The organism is Intrasporangium zincisolvens (assembly GCF_034724055.1).
GTDB lineage: Bacteria > Actinomycetota > Actinomycetes > Actinomycetales > Dermatophilaceae > Monashia > Monashia zincisolvens.
Genome location: NZ_JAWIIL010000003.1, coordinates 528410 through 546020, shown reverse-complemented (window position 1 = coordinate 546020; position 17611 = coordinate 528410). Strand labels below are relative to the sequence as shown.

General features: G+C 72.9%; 18 protein-coding genes. 9 read left to right on the top strand and 9 right to left on the bottom strand.

The window, feature by feature from the left end:
* Positions 1 to 24: 24 nt before the first annotated feature.
* Positions 25 to 1569: a D-alanyl-D-alanine carboxypeptidase/D-alanyl-D-alanine-endopeptidase gene (locus tag RY076_RS10980; protein ID WP_323097712.1), complete on the bottom strand. Its 1545-nt coding sequence runs from the start codon at positions 1567 to 1569 to the stop codon at positions 25 to 27.
* A 173-nt stretch (positions 1570 to 1742) separates the two neighbouring features.
* Here RY076_RS10980 and RY076_RS10975 point away from each other — a divergent pair, with 173 nt between their 5' ends.
* Positions 1743 to 2261, top strand: coding sequence for an inorganic diphosphatase (locus RY076_RS10975; protein WP_323097711.1), 519 nt, complete (start codon positions 1743 to 1745; stop codon positions 2259 to 2261).
* Positions 2262 to 2392: 131 nt separating this feature from the next.
* Here the strand turns inward: RY076_RS10975 and RY076_RS10970 are convergent, their stop codons facing one another.
* The gene (locus RY076_RS10970; protein ID WP_323097710.1) at positions 2393 to 3340 is read right to left on the bottom strand and encodes a serine/threonine-protein kinase; all 948 of its coding nucleotides are present in this window, start codon (positions 3338 to 3340) and stop codon (positions 2393 to 2395) included.
* Positions 3341 to 3429: 89 nt separating this feature from the next.
* Between RY076_RS10970 and RY076_RS10965 the strand changes: the two genes are divergently transcribed.
* Positions 3430 to 4008 carry an RNA polymerase sigma factor gene (locus RY076_RS10965; RefSeq protein WP_323097709.1) on the top strand — a complete coding sequence of 193 codons (579 nt, stop codon included), beginning with the start codon at positions 3430 to 3432 and terminating at the stop codon, positions 4006 to 4008.
* Between the two features lie 99 nt (positions 4009 to 4107).
* A complete protein-coding gene (locus RY076_RS10960) occupies positions 4108 to 4893 on the top strand; it encodes a hypothetical protein (RefSeq protein ID WP_323097708.1) in 786 nt (261 codons plus the stop codon).
* Between the two features lie 18 nt (positions 4894 to 4911).
* On the opposite strand, the gene RY076_RS10955 is transcribed toward RY076_RS10960, so the two are convergent.
* Positions 4912 to 5871, bottom strand: coding sequence for a LysR family transcriptional regulator (locus tag RY076_RS10955; protein WP_323097707.1), 960 nt, complete (start codon positions 5869 to 5871; stop codon positions 4912 to 4914).
* Between the two features lie 71 nt (positions 5872 to 5942).
* Here RY076_RS10955 and RY076_RS10950 point away from each other — a divergent pair, with 71 nt between their 5' ends.
* On the top strand, positions 5943 to 6647 hold the full coding sequence (locus RY076_RS10950; RefSeq protein WP_323097706.1) for a LysE family translocator: 705 nt from the start codon (positions 5943 to 5945) through the stop codon (positions 6645 to 6647).
* 151 nt (positions 6648 to 6798) lie between these two features.
* Here RY076_RS10950 and RY076_RS10945 read toward each other — a convergent pair whose 3' ends face one another.
* On the bottom strand, positions 6799 to 8295 hold the full coding sequence (locus RY076_RS10945) for an MFS transporter (protein ID WP_323097705.1): 1497 nt from the start codon (positions 8293 to 8295) through the stop codon (positions 6799 to 6801).
* Between the two features lie 7 nt (positions 8296 to 8302).
* Entirely contained in the window at positions 8303 to 8560 is a 258-nt protein-coding gene (locus RY076_RS10940) for a hypothetical protein (RefSeq protein WP_323097704.1), read from the bottom strand.
* Positions 8561 to 8790: 230 nt separating this feature from the next.
* On the opposite strand from RY076_RS10940, the gene RY076_RS10935 reads away from it, so the two are divergent.
* The 5 genes from RY076_RS10935 to RY076_RS10915 all read left to right on the top strand — a co-directional run bounded on the left by RY076_RS10935 (position 8791) and on the right by RY076_RS10915 (position 12788).
* The gene (locus RY076_RS10935) at positions 8791 to 9339 is read left to right on the top strand and encodes a TetR/AcrR family transcriptional regulator (protein ID WP_323097703.1); all 549 of its coding nucleotides are present in this window, start codon (positions 8791 to 8793) and stop codon (positions 9337 to 9339) included.
* A gap of 55 nt (positions 9340 to 9394) precedes the next feature.
* The gene (locus RY076_RS10930) at positions 9395 to 10330 is read left to right on the top strand and encodes an LLM class F420-dependent oxidoreductase (protein WP_323097702.1); all 936 of its coding nucleotides are present in this window, start codon (positions 9395 to 9397) and stop codon (positions 10328 to 10330) included.
* Between the two features lie 66 nt (positions 10331 to 10396).
* Positions 10397 to 10858 carry a MarR family winged helix-turn-helix transcriptional regulator gene (locus tag RY076_RS10925; protein WP_323097701.1) on the top strand — a complete coding sequence of 154 codons (462 nt, stop codon included), beginning with the start codon at positions 10397 to 10399 and terminating at the stop codon, positions 10856 to 10858.
* Between the two features lie 7 nt (positions 10859 to 10865).
* The gene (locus RY076_RS10920) at positions 10866 to 12080 is read left to right on the top strand and encodes an MFS transporter (RefSeq protein WP_323097700.1); all 1215 of its coding nucleotides are present in this window, start codon (positions 10866 to 10868) and stop codon (positions 12078 to 12080) included.
* Positions 12081 to 12305: 225 nt separating this feature from the next.
* Positions 12306 to 12788: a hypothetical protein gene (locus RY076_RS10915; protein ID WP_323097699.1), complete on the top strand. Its 483-nt coding sequence runs from the start codon at positions 12306 to 12308 to the stop codon at positions 12786 to 12788.
* 92 nt (positions 12789 to 12880) lie between these two features.
* Here RY076_RS10915 and RY076_RS10910 read toward each other — a convergent pair whose 3' ends face one another.
* The 4 genes from RY076_RS10910 to RY076_RS10895 all read right to left on the bottom strand — a co-directional run bounded on the left by RY076_RS10910 (position 12881) and on the right by RY076_RS10895 (position 17495).
* Positions 12881 to 14176, bottom strand: a complete 1296-nt coding sequence (locus RY076_RS10910) for an MFS transporter (RefSeq protein WP_323097698.1) — start codon at positions 14174 to 14176, stop codon at positions 12881 to 12883.
* 145 nt (positions 14177 to 14321) lie between these two features.
* Positions 14322 to 14684: a hypothetical protein gene (locus RY076_RS10905; protein ID WP_323097697.1), complete on the bottom strand. Its 363-nt coding sequence runs from the start codon at positions 14682 to 14684 to the stop codon at positions 14322 to 14324.
* A 35-nt stretch (positions 14685 to 14719) separates the two neighbouring features.
* Positions 14720 to 16051, bottom strand: coding sequence for an MFS transporter (locus RY076_RS10900; RefSeq protein ID WP_323097695.1), 1332 nt, complete (start codon positions 16049 to 16051; stop codon positions 14720 to 14722).
* A 4-nt stretch (positions 16052 to 16055) separates the two neighbouring features.
* Positions 16056 to 17495 (bottom strand): NAD-dependent malic enzyme, encoded by a 1440-nt coding sequence (locus RY076_RS10895; RefSeq protein ID WP_323097693.1) that lies wholly within the window; start codon positions 17493 to 17495, stop codon positions 16056 to 16058.
* Positions 17496 to 17611 lie beyond the last annotated feature (116 nt).

The window sequence follows — 17611 nt, the reverse complement described above, 5'->3', positions numbered from 1 at the left end:
CGTCCCGGGCGGCCCACCGGCCCGTCAGCGACAGCCGCACGCGGCGACGGTCGCTACGAAACGGTCCAACGCGGCCCGGGCGTCGTTGGTTCCCGCCCCGGCGACCATACCGACGAAGACGAGCAGCCGGCCGTCGTCGTCGACGACCGATCCGGCGAGCGCGTTCGCGCCGGTCAGCGTGCCCGTCTTGGCGCGGGCCCGGCCGGCCGCGTCGTGGTTCGCGCCGGTGAAGCGCTCCTCCAGCGTGCCGGTGAGCCCGCTGATCGGCATGCCGTCGAGGGCCCGCCGCAGCACCGGGTGGTGGCCGTCGTAGCCGAGGACGAGCACGTCGGCGAGCAGGTCGGCCCGCACCCGGTTCTCCCTGGAGAGGCCCGACGCGTCGGAGAGCGTGACGCCCGTCGTGTCGAGCCCGAGCGCCCCGACCTGCTGCACGACCCACGCCCCCACCTCGGGGAACGACGTACCGGCGCCGGCCCGGAAGGCGGCCTGGCGGGCGAGGATCTCGGTCAGCGCGTTGTCGCTGTCGGTGAGGGCGAGCGCCAGCTGGTCGCGCACGGGGGCGGACTCGATGCTGCCGAGGACGGTGCCGGGCGCGTAGCCGCCCTGCGCGCCGGTGCCCGACGGCGCCGGGGTGCCGGTCCCGGCTGCGGCGTCGAGGGACGGCGACGGCGTGGGGGCGGGGACGATCGCGGTGTTGTCGGTGGTGGCGCGGCGGGCCAGCGACTCCGGGCGCGGCTCGACGGTGACGTCGATGCCGCGGCCGTCGAGCAGCTCGGCGAGCCGGTCGCGCACCGAGGCGACGGGGTCGTTCAGCGCGGGGTGGCCCGACGTGGCGCGCTGGGTGCTGAGGCCCAGCATGGACACCGGCCCGGTGATGGCGATGCGGCGGTAGTCGCTGCCCCAGTTCGTGGCGAGCAGGGGCCCGTCCGCGTACGACTCGTCGACGGACAGGCGCACCGCGGTGCGGCCGCGGGCCCTGAGCGCCCGGGCCACCTCGTCGGCGAGGTCGCGCAGGCCGGCGCGCCCGGCGACGGCGTCGGGGTCGCCCTTGCCGGGGTTGATGAGCGAGTCGCCGCCGGCGACGAGGACGATCTCGTCGGCCGCGGCCCCGGCACGCACGACGGTCGAGAGGGTCTCGTCGGCGTGGAAGACCTGCCCGATGGCGGCCGCGGAGAGGAGCTTGGTCGTCGAGGCGGGGATGCGCAGGTTGGCGCCGTCCTGGTCGAGGAGCACCTGGCCGCTCTGGCCGTCGCGCACGACGAGCGCCGAGTCGCGCAGGGCCGCGAGCCCGCGCACCTCGGCGAGCGCGGCCTCGACTCCGGACGCCGAGGGCGCGGCGGTCTCGCCGGCGAGCGCGGGCAGCGGTGGCGGCACCGACGTCGACGGCGTCGGCTGCGCCACGAGGGGCAGGGTCCGGGTGCCTGTCGTCTCGGTGGGCGGGGGCGGCGGCAGGGGCGCCGTGGTGAGCACGCCGGGTGCGGCCCCGGCGACGTCGAGCACCGCGTACCCGAGCAGGACGACGACGGCCGAGCAGATCGCGGCCATCGTGTACGTCATCCCGCGGATCACGCGCTCACCCCTTCTCACGGCCGCCTCGTGCGCGGCCGGTTTCGCGCAACGGTGGTCGTTGCTGCCAGACTGTCGCGGAAGATTCTGTCAGCCGCCGGCCCTTTCGCCGGCATCGCGGCCCCCGCGTCACCCGGCGCGAGCCCGGCCGCCCACCACCGTGTGAAGGGGAAGACGTGGAGTTCGACGTCACCATCGAGATCCCGCGCGGACAGCGCAACAAGTACGAGATCGACCACGAGACGGGCCGCATCCGCCTCGACCGGTACCTCTTCACGCCCATGGCCTACCCGGCCGACTACGGCTACATCGAGGACTCCCTCGGCGAGGACGGCGACCCGCTCGACGCGCTCGTGCTGCTGCCCGAGCCGCTCTTCCCGGGTGTCGTCGTCGAGTCGCGCCCGATCGGCGTCTTCCACATGACCGACGAGGCCGGCGGCGACGACAAGGTGCTGTGCGTGCCGGTCGACCCGCGCAACGCGCACATCCAGGACATCTCCGACATCAACGAGTTCACGCTCAAGGAGATCCAGCACTTCTTCGAGCGCTACAAGGACCTCGAGCCCGGAAAGCACGTCGAGGCCTCCGACTGGGGCAACCGCGAGGCGGCCGAGAAGATCATCGCCGAGGCGATCGAGCGCGCCAAGGAGCAGGGCGTCTCGACGGCCCGCTGGGCCATGCCGCAGGGCCACTGACCCACCCGGCCCCTCCCGTCCTTTAACCGTCGAGAGGCCACGTTCGGCTGTCCCTCAACCGTCGAGAGGCCACGTTCGGCTGCCCCTCAACCGTCGAGAGGCCACGTTCGGCTGTCCGACCCTCCGTCACCTCACCCGAGGAGGCGGAGGGTCAGCCATGTCGCGAGCGTGAAGACGCCGAAGGCGGCCGTGGCCAGCGCCGCCACCGAGCCGGTCGTCCAGTCGCGGCCCGGACGCGTCGGGCGGGCCGGCCGCTCCCCCGCCTCGATGCGCTCGCGCAGCGCGTCGAGGCGGTCGGCGAGCTCGGTGGCCGACGACGGGCGGCGGGCCGGGTCGTGGGCGAGCGCCGAGCGCAGGAGGACGTCGAGGTCGGCCGGGGCGCCGACCTCTGCGGCGACCGGCGTCGGCGTCTGCTTCGGGTCGCGTCCGGCGATGCCGGCCAGGCCCGTCTCGACGTTGAACGGCGGCCGCTGCACGAGCAGGGCGTAGGCCACCGCGGCCAGGGCGTAGACGTCCGCACGTTGGTCGAAACCGCCTGTGCCGTGGGCCTGTTCGGGCGCCATGTACGCGGGGGTCCCCGCAGTGACCGTGAGCCCGGAGGACTCGGCCAGCGCCTTGGCCATGCCGAGGTCGGCGATGACGACGTGCGGCTCGCCGGTGCGCTCGTCGAGCAGGAGGTTGCCGGGCTTGACGTCGCGGTGCACGACACCGTGGTCGTGCAGCACCTGCAGGCCGCGGGCCGCCTCGGCGGCGAGGCGCAGCGCCACCTCGGGCGGGCAGCCGGCGCGGACGACGTCGGCGACGGTGCCGCCGTCGACGAGGTCCATGACGAAGAAGGGCCGGCCGTCGGGCAGCTCACCGATGTCGTGGACGCGCACGACGCGGTCGTCGCCGATGCGCCGCAGCAGCCGGGCCTCGGCGAGGAAGCGACGGTGGATGTCGAGGTCGGTGGTCCAGTTGTCGGCGAGCACCTTGATCGCGACGGGGACGGACAGGTCGGGGTCGTGCGCGAGCCACACCGTCGCGAACGCCCCTGATCCCAACCGATGACGCAGCTGGTACCGCCCGATAGCCTCCATCGCGGTCCATCATGGTCCATGCCTCGCAGCGGGGCCGGTCAAGGGCTGTCCAGGGGTCCGTCCAAGGGCCGTTCAGGGGAAGGACGAGCATGTCGCTCGACGCGTCGATGACCAGGGAGCTCGCTCCCGACGAGCTGGATCGGCTGCGGGTGGCCGCGGCCGGGGGCGACACCCGCGCGATGGAGGACCTCCTGCGCCTTCTCGAACCGCTCGTCATGCGCCGCTGCGCCCGCTTCCTGCCGCACCGCGCCGACGCGGAGGAGGCGTGCCAGGACGCCCTGGTCTCGGTCGCGGGCAAGCTGCACACGTTCTCCGGCTCGGGCTCGTTCCTCGGCTGGGTGACCGTCGTCGCCTCGAACAGCGCGCGCACGACGTACCGCTCGCTCAAGCGTCGGGGCACCGAGCACCCGGTCGAGGTGCTCCCCGAGCGCGGCGACCCGCGCACCACGAGCGTCATCGCCGGCTCGCGCGTCGACCTGCTCGAGGCCCTCGAGGCACTCGAGGCGGCCAAGCCGCACCTCGTCGACGCGTTCGTCCTGCGCGACCTCGGCGGCCTGCCCTACGACGAGGTGGCCCAGCAGACCGGCGTGCCGCTCGGCACCGCCAAGGCGCGCATCCACGACGCCCGGGTCTTCCTGCGCGAGCGGCTCGTCGAGCGCCTCGGCTGACATGGGGAGTCCTCCCCACAACTTCTGCGCTCCGGTGCGCATCTCCCCCGGTGACCGCCCACGCCATCGGGCAGCGGCACCAGAGCCCCAGGAGACAGCATGACCATCACGCGCACCACCGTCGCTGCAGTCCTCGCCTCGGCCGCCGTCGCCGGCGTCGGGGGCGGCATCGTCCTGCACCGCACCGTCGACCGCCCCACGGCGTCGGCGGCGTCGTCGAACACGGGCACGCCCGACGCGTCCGAGACCCCGGTCGGCGGCGCGACGACGCCGCCCGCCTCGACCGGCACGCGTCCGGTGACGACGTCCGCGACACGGCCGGCGACGACGTCGACCTCACTGCCGTCGGCGCGGGCGCCGCTGTCCGAGGACGACCTCATGCAGGCCAACGACTACACCGCGGCCGGCTGGAAGACCGTCTCGATCCGCAGCGGCAAGGGCGCCGGCCAGGCCGCGGTGTCTGCGTGCCAGCGCGAGAACCCCGAGTCGCAGTACGGGCTGACGCGGATGTACTCGGCGTCGGTCGACGGCAGCGACCTCTACGCCGACCAGTGGGTCCTCGACTTCCGCGAGCGGGCCGACGCCCAGCAGATGGCCGAGGACGTCGGCCTGTGGCGCACCGAGTGCACCGACCCCTCGAACGAGGCGATGAAGGGCTTCACCTTTCACGCGAGCGACCCGGTGCAGCTGGCGCTCCCGGACGGCTCGGAGGGGCAGCGCTGGACGATGGACTTCGAGCAGGACGGGCACACGCTGCGTCAGCTCGTCGAGGTCGTCCGGGCAGGCACGCGCGTCTCGGTGGCCGTCGTGTCGGCGCCGCCGTCGGTCGTGAAGGGCGTGGACGCGACCACGTTCGCCGACCGGGCCGCCACCCGCCTCGGCTGACGACCGGCCGGCCGCGGCTCAGGACTGGGCGCGCACGACGTCGGCCAGTGGGGCGCCCGCCCAGCGGTCGGTCAGGTCGTCGCACACCCGCCGCACGAGGGTGACGAACTCCGGGGCGAGGGGCGTCAGACGGGTGTCGCGGGCGTGCACGGCCCACAGCTCGCGGTGCAGGCGGGGACGCTCGAGCTCGCGGTGCGTCACGCCCGTCACGGTCCGGGCGGCCATCTGCGAGATGACGGCCACCCCGAGCCCGGTGGCCACGAGGGCCTGGGCGACGTCGTAGCTCTCGGTCTCGAAGGAGATGCTCGGCTCGATCCCGGCCCCGGCGGCCGCGGCGTCGAACTGGGCCCGGGCGGCCTCGCCGGCGAGGATGGCGATCCACCGCTCGTCGCGCAGCTGGGCCAGGCGGACGCGTCGGCTCGGCGGTGTCGCGGCCAGGCGGTGGTCGCTCGGCAGGCAGAGCACGAGCGGGTCGCGGAGCAGCGGCGTCGCGACGAGCCAGCCCGGCAGTGGCGGCTCCTCGCCGTAGGTGCCCACGACGGCGACGTCGACCTCGCCGGCCGCCACCTGCTCGCGCAGCGTCGGGCTGGTGCCCTCGACGATCGACAGGTCGCTGTCGGGGAAGCGGTGGCGTAGGGCGGTGACGGCGTCGGGCAGCACGCCGAGGGCAGCGGACATGAAGGTGCCGACGCGCAGCCGGCGGGAGACGAGCGTCAGCGCGCCGGACATCGCCGACTCGGCGAGCTCGCACACGGCGTCGACCTCCCGGCCGTGCACGGCGAGCTGCTGGCCTGCCTCGGTGAGCCGGGCACCGCGCGAGTCGCGCAGCACGAGCGGCACACCCCAGTGCAGCTCGGCCCGGGCGACGCGTCCGGTGACGGCTGCCGGCGTGACGCCGAGCTCGGCCGCGGCGCCGGCGAGCGAGCCGTGCGCCTCGATGAGGGCGAACATCCGCAGCTGCTCGGGGTCGATCCGCATCAACTGATCTTAACGCCGACGCTCACTCATGTGACTTCACTGAAGGAGCGCCGGCGCGAAGACTCGAGGGCGTGACCACGACCGCCGCCCTCGCCGCCTTCTTCCCCGTCGCCGTGACGCTCGTGCTCGTCCCCGGCGTCAACAACCTCGTCGTGCTGCGCGAGACCGTCGCGCGGGGCATCGCCGGCGGCCTGGCGGCCGTGGCCGGCACGAGCGTCGGCATCCTCGTGTGGTCGGCGGCGGTGGCGGTAGGACTCGGAGCGCTGGTCGCGGGGCACCCGACGGCGTTCGCGGGGCTCCGCGCAGCAGGAGCAGCGGTGCTCGTGGTCGGAGGGCTGCACGGGCTGGTGCGCTTGCGTCGGCGCGCGGATCACCTTGTCGCCGTGGAGGCCTCGTCACCTGCACGGCAGAGGACCCCGGGCGGCGACACCGCGGCGCGCGTCGGGCACCGTGGCGAACGCGCCACGACCATGACCGCGAGCACGAGCTTCCGAGCCGCGGCCGTGACGTCGCTGGCGAACCCGCGCTGCCCCGTCACGGCGGTGTCGGTGCTGCCGCAGTTCGTCGTACCGGGCCCGACAGCTACCGTGACGGTGCTGGCGCTGGGAGTGCTCTGGACGACGCTCGCCGGCGTCTGGAACCTCGCGTACATCGCCCTGGTCCACCGGGGCCGCGCCCTGCTGTCCCGGCCCACCGCCCGACGCGTCGTCGACGGCGTCGGCGCCGCGTCGCTCGTCGCCGTCGGGCTCTCGGTCGCGGCCACGGTCCACGCCTGAGGCCACCCCGACGCGCCTGCCCCACCCGTCGAGAGGCCACGTCCGGTGGTGTCGGACACGTCGAGAGGCCACGCCGCGTGACGCGGCGTGGCCTCTCGACTGCGGACAGCCAGCCCTTCGTAGCCTTTCGACGGTTGAAAGGCGGGGTGGGTCAGGCGGCCTCGGCCCCGTCGGCCGCCGCGACGGCGACCGTCTCGCGGGACGGCTCCGGCGCGCGGCCCCGGCGCGGCCGCAGCACGACCGCGGCCACGAGGAGCGCGACGAGCGTGAACGTCGCCGAGGTGAGGAAGGCCGGCTCGACTCCCGGAACGAAGCGTCCGGGCACCGCCTGCGAGGCGTAGACGCTGACGATGGCCGCGAGCCCGACGGCGCCACCGAGCTGCTGCGCCGTCTGGAGCAGGCCCGAGACGGTGCCCGCCTGGGCGCGGTCGACGCCGCCGAGGACGACGACCGTCACCGGCATGAACACCAGGGCGGCGGAGACGCCGTTGAGCACGAGCGCCCCGAGCAGGTGCGCGGCATAGGTGCTCGACTCCGAGATGCCGCTCAGCCAGAGGAAGCTGGCCGTCAGGCCGATCGTGCCGACGATCATGAGCGGGCGCGGTCCGACCTTGGCCACGAGCCGGGCGCTGACCCGCGACGTCGCGAAGATCGCGAGGCTGAGCGGCAGGAACGCGGCACCCGTGGCCACCGGGCTGAACCCGAGGACGAGCTGGAGGTACTGCGTCACGAGGAAGAACGTCGAGAACTGGGCCCCGACGACGAGCGCCATCAGAACGAGCGCCCCGGCCCGCGACCGGGCCCGGACCAGGCCGAGCGGCAGCAGCGGGTTGGCGACGCGCCCCTCGGTGCGGACGAACAGCGCCAGCAGGGCGAAGCCGACCGCGAACGAGCCGATCGTGAGCGGCGAGGTCCAGCCGTGATCGGGCGCGGAGATGAACCCGTTGACGACGGCCACCGAGCCGAGCGTCGCGGTGATCGCGCCGACGACGTCGAAGCGGCCGCGGACGCGCGGGGTCTCGGTGACGAACCGGCGGGCGAGGACGAGCACGACGGCGCCGATCGGCACGTTGACGAAGAGCGTCCAGTGCCAGCTGACGAAGTCGGTGAGGACCCCGCCGAGGAGCAGGCCGATCGACGCGCCGGCCGACGACACGGCGGTGAACAGGGCCAGGCCGCGGTTGCGGGCGGCCTCGTCGGGGGCGCTCGTCGTGACGAGCGCGAGCACGCCGGGAGCCGCGAAGGCGGCACCGACGCCCTGGAGCGTCCGGGCGGCGATGAGCTGGCCGGGCGTCGTGGCGAGGCCACCGAGCAGGCTCGCGACGGTGAAGACGGCGAGGCCGATCTCGAAGGTGCGCAGGCGCCCGAACACGTCGCCGAGGCGTCCGCCGAGCAGGAGCAGGCCGCCGAAGGCCAGCGTGTAGGCGTTGAGCACCCACGACAGGCCGGCCGGCGTGAAGCCGAGGTCGGTCGCGATGTGCGGCAGGGCGACGTTCACGACCGTGGCGTCGAGCACGAGCATCAGCTGCGCGACGAGCACGATGCCGATGCCGATGGAGGCGCGGCGGGCGGCACGGTCACGCGAAGGCGTTGCCGGTGTGGACGTGGTGGACGGCGTGCTGGGTGATGTGGTGGTGGTGGTCGACATCAGGGCCTCAGGCTTCATCGGGCGGGTCACGCCGGATCGACGGCTGGACGGACGGCTGGAAGGTCAGGTGCCGCTCGGCGCTGAGCGGGTCGCGACGCAGCGGCGTGAACGCCGTGGCGCGGGTGCGGGTGCGGACGACGCCGTCGCGGGCGTCGTGGGCGGCTGTGACCTCGCCGCGCTTCACGAGCGGGGCTCGGTGCGTCGTCGCGAGGTGGGACTGGTGCAGGCGCTGGGCCTGGCGGGTGGGGCGGATCGTGGTCGTCATGCGGCCGGACTCCTCTGGAACGACAGTCGGCGCTACTATTAGCGGAGAACCACTCCGGTTCTGCTCGACCCACAATACGGAGACACTCTCCGTTTTCGCAAGGGGGTTTTCCCGTGACGCCTGCCGGCACCGGCAAGGCGACGCTCGCTTCGTCGCCGGGTTTTGTTGCGGCCCAGCACGATTCGGCCACCGCGACCCCGTCCGAAATTCGTGAGAAGCCGGCCCGCCCGATGCGTGCCGACGCCCGTCGCAACTACGACAAGATCCTCGCGACGGCCCGGATCGTCTTCACCGAACGCGGCACGGACTGCTCCCTCGACGAGATCGCCAAGCGGGCCGAGGTCGGCCCCGGCACCCTCTACCGGCACTTCCCCAACCGCGAGGCGCTCGTCGACGCCCTCATGCAGGACTGGACCGACCGCGTCGCCTCCGACGCCGACGCCGCCATCGCCACCGGCGCTCCGGCCCGCGAGATGCTCATGGGCTGGTTCGAGAACTTCATCGACCACATCACGCTGCACCGCGGCGCCGCGACGAAGATCTGCGCCGCGATGGACGACCCCCAGTCGCCGATGTACCGCAAGTGCCGCGTCATGGGCGAGGCCAACGGACGCGTCGTGTCCCACCTCGACGGTCGCGGCGAGCTGCGCCCCGGCGTCGACGCCGCCAACGTCATGCGCCTCGTCAGCGGCGTCGCGAGCGTCGCCGACACCAGCCACGCCGACCTCGACGTCCGCCCGATGCTCGAGGTCATCGTCGACGGGATCGTCCGCGACTGACGGGATCGTCCCCGGCTGACGGGATTGTTCGCGACCCACCTGCGGTTGCACGGGCATGACCGTTGACCTGCGCATCTTCACCGAGCCCCAGCAGGGCGCGACGTACGACGACCTCCTCGCGGTCGCCCGAGCGGCCGAGGAGCTCGGCTTCTCCGGCTTCTTCCGCTCCGACCACTACCTGGCCATGGGCGGCGACGGCGGCCCCGGCCCCACCGACGCGTGGACGACGCTCGCCGGCCTCGCTCGTGACACGAGCACGATCCGCCTCGGCACGCTCGTCACCTCGGCCACCTTCCGCCTGCCCGGGCCGCTGTCGGTCCAGGTCGCCGGCGTCGACCAGATGAGCGGCGGCCGCGTCGAGCTGGGCCTCGGCGCCGGCTGGTTCGAGGAGGAGCACACCGCCTACGGCATCCCCTTCCCGCCCCTCGGCGAGCGCTTCGACCGCCTCGAGGAGCAGCTCGAGGTCGTCACCGGCCTCTGGTCGACGCCAGTCGGGGCGACCTACACCCACGCGGGGAAGCACTACCCCCTCACCGACTCCCCTGCGCTGACCAAGCCGGTCCAGGAGGGCGGCGTGCCGATCATCGTCGGCGGCGGCGGCAAGCGACGCACGCCCGCCCTCGCCGCGCGGTACGCGTCGGAGTTCAACGCCGCGTTCGTGTCGGCCGCCGACTCCAGGCGCCTGTTCGACGGCGTCCGTGCGGCCTGCGCGGCGATCGACCGGAACGCGGACTCGCTCACGTACTCCGCCGCCCAGGTGCTGTGCCTCGGCGACGACGACGCGACGCTCCGGCGTCGGGCCGACGCCATCGGCCGTGACGTCGCCGAGCTGCGCGAGAACGGCCTGGCCGGCTCGGCCGCCGAGGTCGTCGACAGGCTCGGCACGTTCGCCGAGTCGGGCACCGAGCGCGTCTACCTCCAGGTGCTCGACCTCGCCGACCTCGACCACCTGTCCGACGTCGCGACGAAGGTCCTCCCCCAGCTCACCTGAGCCCCTCCCGCGCGACGTGCGTTCGTCGACTTGATATGCATAGGTTATCTATGTAACTTGGAACGGGTGACCGTTCCGACCACTCTGGGCAACGACCTGCTGCGCTCGGCCGCGCGCCTCTCGCGCTGGGCCAGCCGACACGCGTCGTTCGACGTGCCCTTCGCGCAGGCCCGCCTGCTCGCCCTCCTCGACGAACTCGGCCCCTCCCGCGTCAGCGCCCTCGCGACCGCCGATCACAGCAGCCAGCCGACGATCACCACCCAGCTGCAGCGCCTCGAGGCGTCCGGCTGGGTGCACCGCGCGTCCGACCCCGACGACGCGCGCGCCACGGTGGTCTCCCTCAGCGACGAGGGCCACGCCGCGCTCGAGAGCGTGCGCCGGGCCCGACTGGCCGTCCTGTCCCCCGTCCTCGACCAGCTCGACGACCCGGCGCTCGCGCGCGTCCAGGTCGCCATCGACGTCATGAACGAGCTGCTGGCCGCCGCGGCGGACGCCCCCACCCCGCACCACACCCGAAAGGACGGATGACCACCCCATGTGGCGTCAACCCAAGACCGTCTGGTCGATCGCCTTCGCCTGCGTGATCTCCTTCATGGGCATCGGCCTCGTCGACCCCATCCTCAAGCCGATCGCCGACGAGCTCGGCGCGGGCCCGTCGCAGGTGTCCCTGCTCTTCACGAGCTACCTCGCCGTCATGGGCGTCGCGATGCTCGGCACCGGCTGGGTCAGCAGCCGCGTCGGCGCCAAGCGGACGCTGCTGCTCGGCCTCGCGCTCATCATCGTCGGCTCCGCCCTCGCCGGCAGCCAGGACACCGTCGGCGGCATCGTCGCCTTCCGCGCCCTGTGGGGCCTCGGCAACGCGCTGTTCATCGCCACCGCCCTCGCGACAATCGTCAACGCGGCGTCCGGCTCCGTGAAGCAGGCGATCATCCTCTACGAGGCCGCGCTCGGCGTCGGCATCGCGACCGGCCCCCTCCTCGGTGGCTGGCTCGGCGGCATCTCGTGGCGCTGGCCGTTCTACGGCGTCGCCATCCTCATGGCCGTCGCCTTCATCGCGACCGTGACGACTCTGCCGGCCACCCCGCCGGCCGCGCGCCCCACCTCGATCACCGCGCCGCTCAAGGCCCTCGGCCACCGCGGCCTGCTCACCGTCGGCATCACCGCGCTGCTGTACAACTTCGGCTTCTTCACGCTGCTGGCCTTCACGCCCTTCCCCCTCGCCATGGGCGCGCACGAGATCGGCTTCATCTTCTTCGGCTGGGGCCTGCTGCTCGCCATCACGTCGGTCTTCGTCGCTCCGATGGTCCAGCGGCGGTTCGGCACCATGGCCGGCATCGTCGGGGCCCTGCTCGGCTTCGCCCTCATCCTCGCCGCCATGGCGATCTGGACCGAGAACAAGACCGTCCTCGTCGTCGGCGTCATCCTCGCCGGCGCGTTCCTCGGCGTGAACAACACGCTCATCACCGAGACCGTCATGAAGGTCGCGCCGGTCGAGCGCGGGGTCGCCTCCGCGGCCTACAGCTTCGTGCGCTTCAGCGGCGGCGCCATCGCCCCGTGGCTGGCCGGCAACCTCGGCGAGAAGTCGATCCACCTGCCGTTCTGGGTCGGCTCGGTCGCCGTCGTGCTCGCCGTCCTCGTGCTGTCGACGGCCCGCCGCATCATCGGCGCCCTCGACGAGGCCCCCGGCCACGGCGCCGAGGAGGTCACCTCCCGCACCGAGGCCGAGGCGCTCACCGTCGGCGACGCCTGACCGACACGTTCCCCGACGCGCACCGACACCTGGGGCTGGAGTGACGGAGTGCTCACTCGACGAGGTGGTCGGGGCGAAGCCCCTCCGACCGGCGCCGTGCCCCTGCTCAGGGGCGCGGCGTCCGGTCGTTCCGGCGCCGCAGCCCGAACGTGCCGCCCGAGCGTCCGCCGCGTGTCCGGACCGCGCCGCCGGTGCCGGGAAGCACGGGCGGGCATACTCGGCGCCATGACCCTCGCCCTCGGCCGCCGACGCGTCGCGCTCGTCGTCGTCGGGCTTCTCGTCGCCGCGCTGGTGCTGCCGATGTTCGTCGGGGTGATCCGGTGGCTCTCGCCGACCGACCTCGCCGACCGGTCCGACCCGGCCGTGCTCGCCGAGGAGCGCCGCCTCGAGGGTCTCGTCGAGGGGACTCCGCTGTTCACCGACCTGGGCGCCGGCATCGACTGCCGGGTGCGGCTGCTGCGATCCGCGCCGCCGACGTCGTGGGGCTGGACCGTCTGCGTCAGCGACACCTCGCCGGCGACCTACGCCGTGCCGTTCCGCGTCGACGGCGATCAGGTGACCTACCCCGGCGACACCACCGCCGAGCAGGACGTGCGCCGGATGTTCCCGCCCGACCTCGTCGACGCGGCGCTCGGAAGCCCGAACGGGTTCTTCGACGACCTCGGCATCGACCCCGCGAACCTCCCGACGCCGCTGCCGCCGAGCTGAGGGGCTGACCGGCTGAGCGGCTGACGGGCTGACGCGACGGCGCAGCGCTGGGGCCCGGCCGCGTCCGCGACCGGGCCCGACGACGATCGGCGCTAGCGCGTCGGGGCGAGGCTGCCGGTGCCGGACTCGATGAGGCTCGCCTCGGCGGTGCCGAACCGGATGCCGCGCCGTTCCTTGCCGAACGCGGTGAGCACGATGACGGCGACGAACACCGGCACGATCGTCACGGTGAGGGCGAACGGGTACCCGTGCGAGGTCGCGAGCGCCTCCTGGATCGGCAGGTTGAAGGCGGCGAGGCAGTTGCCGAGCTGGTAGGTGACACCCGGGTAGAACCCGCGGATCTCGTCGGGCGAGAGCTCGGTGAGGTGGGCCGGGATCACGCCCCACGCGCCCTGGACCATGACCTGCATGAGGAACGAGCCGAGCGCGAGCATGCCGGCGGTCTGCGAGAACGCGAACAGCGGCACGATCGGCAGGGCCAGCACGGCGCAGGTGATGATGACGACCTTGCGCCCGTACCGCTCCGAGAGCGCCCCGGCGACGGCGCCGCCGGTGATGGCGCCGATGTTGTAGATGACGGCGATCCACGTGGCGGTGCTCTTGGCGAGCCCGGCCCCGCCCTCGTCGGCCGACTTGAGGAAGGTCGGGTAGACGTCCTGGGTGCCGTGGCTCATCCAGTTGAACGCCGTCATGAGCAGCACGAGGAAGACGAACCGGCGCCAGATGGCCGGGTTGGCGAGCAGCTGGCGCACCGACGTGCTCGTCTGGCGGACCCGCTCGCTGGCGTTCTCCCACACCTCCGACTCGACGACCCGCGAGCGGATGATGAAGGTGATGGCGGCCGGGATGATCGACAGCGCGAACATCCATCGCCACGACAGCCCGAGCCACGAGTTGACGACGAGGAAGGCGAGCGAGGCGAGCAGGTAGCCCATCGAGTAGCCGCCCTGCAGGATGCCGGAGAAGAACCCGCGTCGCTCGGTCGGCAGCTTCTCCATCGCGAGCGCCGCACCGAGGCCCCACTCGCCGCCCATGCCGATGCCGTAGAGCATCCGCAGCACCATGAGCACGCCGAAGTTCGGGGCGAACGCGCAGAGGAAGCCGACGACGCTGTAGAAGGCGACGCACGTCATGAGCGGGACGCGGCGGCCGCGGCGGTCGGCCCAGAGGCCGAAGATGAACGCGCCGACCGGACGCATGACGAGGGTCATCGTCGTGATGAAGGCCATCTCCGGCAGCGACTTGCCGAAGTCCTTGGCGATGTCGGCGTAGATGAGCACGACGAGGAAGTAGTCGAAGGCGTCCATGGCCCAGCCGAGGTAGGCGGCGGCGAACGAGTTGCGCTGGTCTGCGGTCAGTTTCGTGCGGGCTGCTGTCGGCGCTGCCATGCGACCTCCCTGTCGTCATGGGCCGTCGGAATGTCCGGCGTGCCCGCAATCGACCAGATACCCCATTGCTGGGAAAAGGCTGGGAAGCGACGCCGGGAGGACGCCGCACGCGTCGGCCGGTGGGAGGCGACGGACACCGGACGCGTCAACCGAGCAGGTCGGCCAGGCCGGTGTCGCCGCGGCGGCGCGGTCCGCCGCGCACGTCGTAGGAGTCGAGGAGCAGCTCGGCCAGCTCGCGCCGGTCGAGCCGGTCGAGGCGGGCCCACATCGTGACCCGGTAGCGGAAGGTGTCGATGCGCACGAAGGTGTCGCGCCGGTCGGCGAGGGCCGGCCCGGTGTCCATCTCGCCGGTCCACACCTGCACCAGCTCACGGCCCGCGTCGTCCCACCGCAGGCGGGCGAACGGGTGCCGGCCGGCGAACCACGCCGGCGACCCCTCGTGCGCCTCGCCCCGCTCGGCGCCGGGCAGCCGGCTGCACAGCGCCTCCACGTCGGCCCACGTCGCCATGCCCGGAACGTACCGCGCGACCGGGCGGAGGCGGCCTAGTGGAAGGTGACGGACTCCCCCGCGCGCATCGCGGCGTAGGCCTCCGGGTCGGACTCGAGAGCTGCCCGACGCGCCCGGCGCCGGTAGCGCAGGATCTGCACGATGCCGAGCGCCCACACCGGGTACTGGACCGTCATCGCCGCCCGGAAGGCGTCGACGTTCCATGTCGAGGGCCCGGCCGGCGCCACGTGGTCGAGGACGACGCCGACGAGGGCCACCGCCGTCAGCGTCGCGACGAAACCGCCGGTGTTGACGATGCCCGACGCGCTGCCGATGCGCGTCGGCGGGTTGAAGGTGCGGGCGAGGTCGAAGCCGATCATCGAGCCGGGCCCGCCGATGGCGATGAGCACGACGAGGAGCACGAGCAGCCACAGCGGCGCCCGCCCGGGCCAGAGCAGCACGACGGTCCACGCGGCCACCGCTCCGGCGACGATCCACAGCACGAGGGTGCTGCGCGAGAACGGGAAGCGCATCGTCAGCGTGCCGATGAGGGGGCTCGTGACGACCGTCGTGACGACCATGACCATGAGCAGGGCGCTCGCCGTCGAGGTCGACAGACCCTGACCGGCGACGAGGAACGGGAAGCCCCACAGCATCGTGAACATGTTGGCCGCGAACTGCGACGTGAAGTGCGACCAGAGCCCGAGGCGCGTGCCGGGTACGAGCCACGCGTCACGCAGGGCGCGGGCGAGGGCCCGCATCCGCAGCTCCTCGCGGTGGTGGTCGGCGTAGGGGGTGTCACGCACGACGAGGACGAGCGCGATCCCGGTGAGCACGCCGGCCAGGGCTGCCACGGTGTACGACGGCGTCCACCCGAAGTGCGCGAGCGCCGCCGCGAGCGGGCCGGCGGCGGCGAGCGCCCCGATCTGGCCGAGGACGCCGGTGATCTGGGTGACCATCGGCGTGCGCCGCGGCGAGAACCACACGGCGACGAGGCGCAGCACCGAGATGAACACCATGGCGTCGCCCATCCCGAGCAGCACCCGGCACGCGAGCGCCGCCGGGTAGGAATGCACGAAGGCGAAGCCGAGCTGGGCCGCGGTGAGCAGCGTGAGCCCGATGCCGAGCAGGCGCTTGGAGCCGAACCGGTCGAGCAGCGCCCCGACGGGCAGCTGCATCGCCGCGTAGACGAGCAGCTGCAGGATGGTGAACGTCGACAGCTGCGCGCTGCTGATGCCGAACCGCTCGGCGGCCTGCAGGCCGGCGACGCCGAGGGACGTGCGGTGGAAGACGGCGAGGACGTAGACCGCGATGGCGGCCGCCCACACCGCCCAGGCGCGACGCCCGTCGAGCGGGTACCGGAGGGCGGGTGGGGTCGTGCTCGTCATGCCCTCAGTTGGCTCCCGTCATGGGGATCGACGCCGCGGGTGCCTTGGGCACGCAGTCGACGATCGCCTTGGCGACGGTCTTGCTCATGTCCGGCTGGAAGACGCTCGGGATGATGTAGTTCGGGTTGAGCTGCTCGTCGGTGACGACCGAGGCGATGGCGTCGGCGGCCTTGATGAGCATCTCGGTGGTGACGTCGGTGGCGCGGGCGTCGAGCAGGCCGCGGAAGACGCCCGGGAACGCGAGCACGTTGTTGATCTGGTTCGGGTAGTCGCTGCGTCCGGACGCGACGACGGTGGCGCGCTGCGTGGCCTCGTGGATGTCGACCTCGGGGTCGGGGTTGGCGAGCGCAAAGACGATGCGCTGGTCGGCCATCTCGTCGATCCACTCGGGGTCGAGGATCCGCGGGGCGCTGACGCCGATGAAGACGTCGGCGCCCTGGAGGCCGTCGCGCAGGGTGCCGGTGAGGCCGCGCGGGTTGGTCTTCTCGGCGAGGCTGCGCCACGCGGGCGTCAGGGACTCGTCGGCCTTGTTGAGCAGGCCCGGCCGGTCGCTCACCGTGACGTCGGTGGCGCCGGCGGCGAGGAGCAGCTGGACGATGGCCGAGCCGGCCGCGCCACCGCCGGACACGACGATCCGGGCGTCGGGCAGCTTCTTGTCGATGATGCGCAGGGCGTTCTTCAGCGCGGCGAGCACGACGATGGCGGTGCCGTGCTGGTCGTCGTGGAAGACCGGGATCTTGAGGCGCTCGCGCAGCTTGGCCTCGATCTCGAAGCACCGCGGCGCCGCGATGTCCTCGAGGTTGATGCCGCCGAAGCCGGGGGCGATGAGCTCGACGGTGCGCACGATCTCGTCGACGTCGGTGGTGTCGACGCAGATCGGCCACGCGTCGATGTCGGCGAACCGCTTGAAGAGGGCCGCCTTGCCCTCCATGACCGGCAGCGCCGCCTCGGGGCCGATGTTGCCGAGGCCGAGGACGGCCGAGCCGTCGGTGACGACGGCGACCGAGTTGCCCTTGATCGTCAGCTTCGGCACGTCCTCCGGGTGGTCGGCCAGGGCCTGGCTGACGCGGCCGACGCCGGGCGTGTAGGCCATCGCGAGGTCCTGGCGGTTGCGCAGGTTGACCTTGCTCTGGACGCTGATCTTGCCGCCGAGGTGGAGCAGGAAGACGCGGTCGGAGACCTTGTGGACGCGCACGCCCTCGAGCGTCTCGACGGCGGCGACGATCTCGGTCGAGTGCTCGGCGTTGCTCGCCGAGCAGGTCAGGTCGATGACGAGCCGGTCGGGGTGGGAGTCGACGATGTCGAGCGCCGTGGTGATGCCGCCGCTCTCGGCCACCTTGACCGCCAGCGTCCCGATGACGGCCGGGTCGGTGCCGGTGTGGATTCGCATCGTGATCGAGTAGGAGGCGGTGGTGGCGCGGGCACGTTGGATCGACTCAGTCACGGACCAATCGTCCCACGATCCGAGAAACCACCCTGAACGCGTCCGCGGACCGGCCAGTAACCACGCGGGAACCCACGCGGACGCGCGGCGCGCGCGGGACGGACGGGCGCGGACCG

Excerpts from the sequence above, each read along its gene's own strand:
- RY076_RS10965 (WP_323097709.1), top strand. The coding sequence starts at position 3,430 with ATGTCGCTCGACGCGTCGATGACCAGGGAGCTCGCTCCCGACGAGCTG.
- RY076_RS10945 (WP_323097705.1), bottom strand. The coding sequence starts at position 8,295 with ATGTCGACCACCACCACCACATCACCCAGCACGCCGTCCACCACGTCC.
- RY076_RS10905 (WP_323097697.1), bottom strand. The coding sequence starts at position 14,684 with ATGGCGACGTGGGCCGACGTGGAGGCGCTGTGCAGCCGGCTGCCCGGC.
- RY076_RS10955 (WP_323097707.1), bottom strand. The coding sequence starts at position 5,871 with ATGCGGATCGACCCCGAGCAGCTGCGGATGTTCGCCCTCATCGAGGCG.
- RY076_RS10930 (WP_323097702.1), top strand. The coding sequence starts at position 9,395 with ATGACCGTTGACCTGCGCATCTTCACCGAGCCCCAGCAGGGCGCGACG.
- RY076_RS10910 (WP_323097698.1), bottom strand. The coding sequence starts at position 14,176 with ATGGCAGCGCCGACAGCAGCCCGCACGAAACTGACCGCAGACCAGCGC.
- RY076_RS10915 (WP_323097699.1), top strand. The coding sequence starts at position 12,306 with ATGACCCTCGCCCTCGGCCGCCGACGCGTCGCGCTCGTCGTCGTCGGG.
- RY076_RS10935 (WP_323097703.1), top strand. The coding sequence starts at position 8,791 with ATGCGTGCCGACGCCCGTCGCAACTACGACAAGATCCTCGCGACGGCC.
- RY076_RS10970 (WP_323097710.1), bottom strand. The coding sequence starts at position 3,340 with ATGGAGGCTATCGGGCGGTACCAGCTGCGTCATCGGTTGGGATCAGGG.
- RY076_RS10900 (WP_323097695.1), bottom strand. The coding sequence starts at position 16,051 with ATGACGAGCACGACCCCACCCGCCCTCCGGTACCCGCTCGACGGGCGT.
- RY076_RS10960 (WP_323097708.1), top strand. The coding sequence starts at position 4,108 with ATGACCATCACGCGCACCACCGTCGCTGCAGTCCTCGCCTCGGCCGCC.
- RY076_RS10920 (WP_323097700.1), top strand. The coding sequence starts at position 10,866 with ATGTGGCGTCAACCCAAGACCGTCTGGTCGATCGCCTTCGCCTGCGTG.
- RY076_RS10940 (WP_323097704.1), bottom strand. The coding sequence starts at position 8,560 with ATGACGACCACGATCCGCCCCACCCGCCAGGCCCAGCGCCTGCACCAG.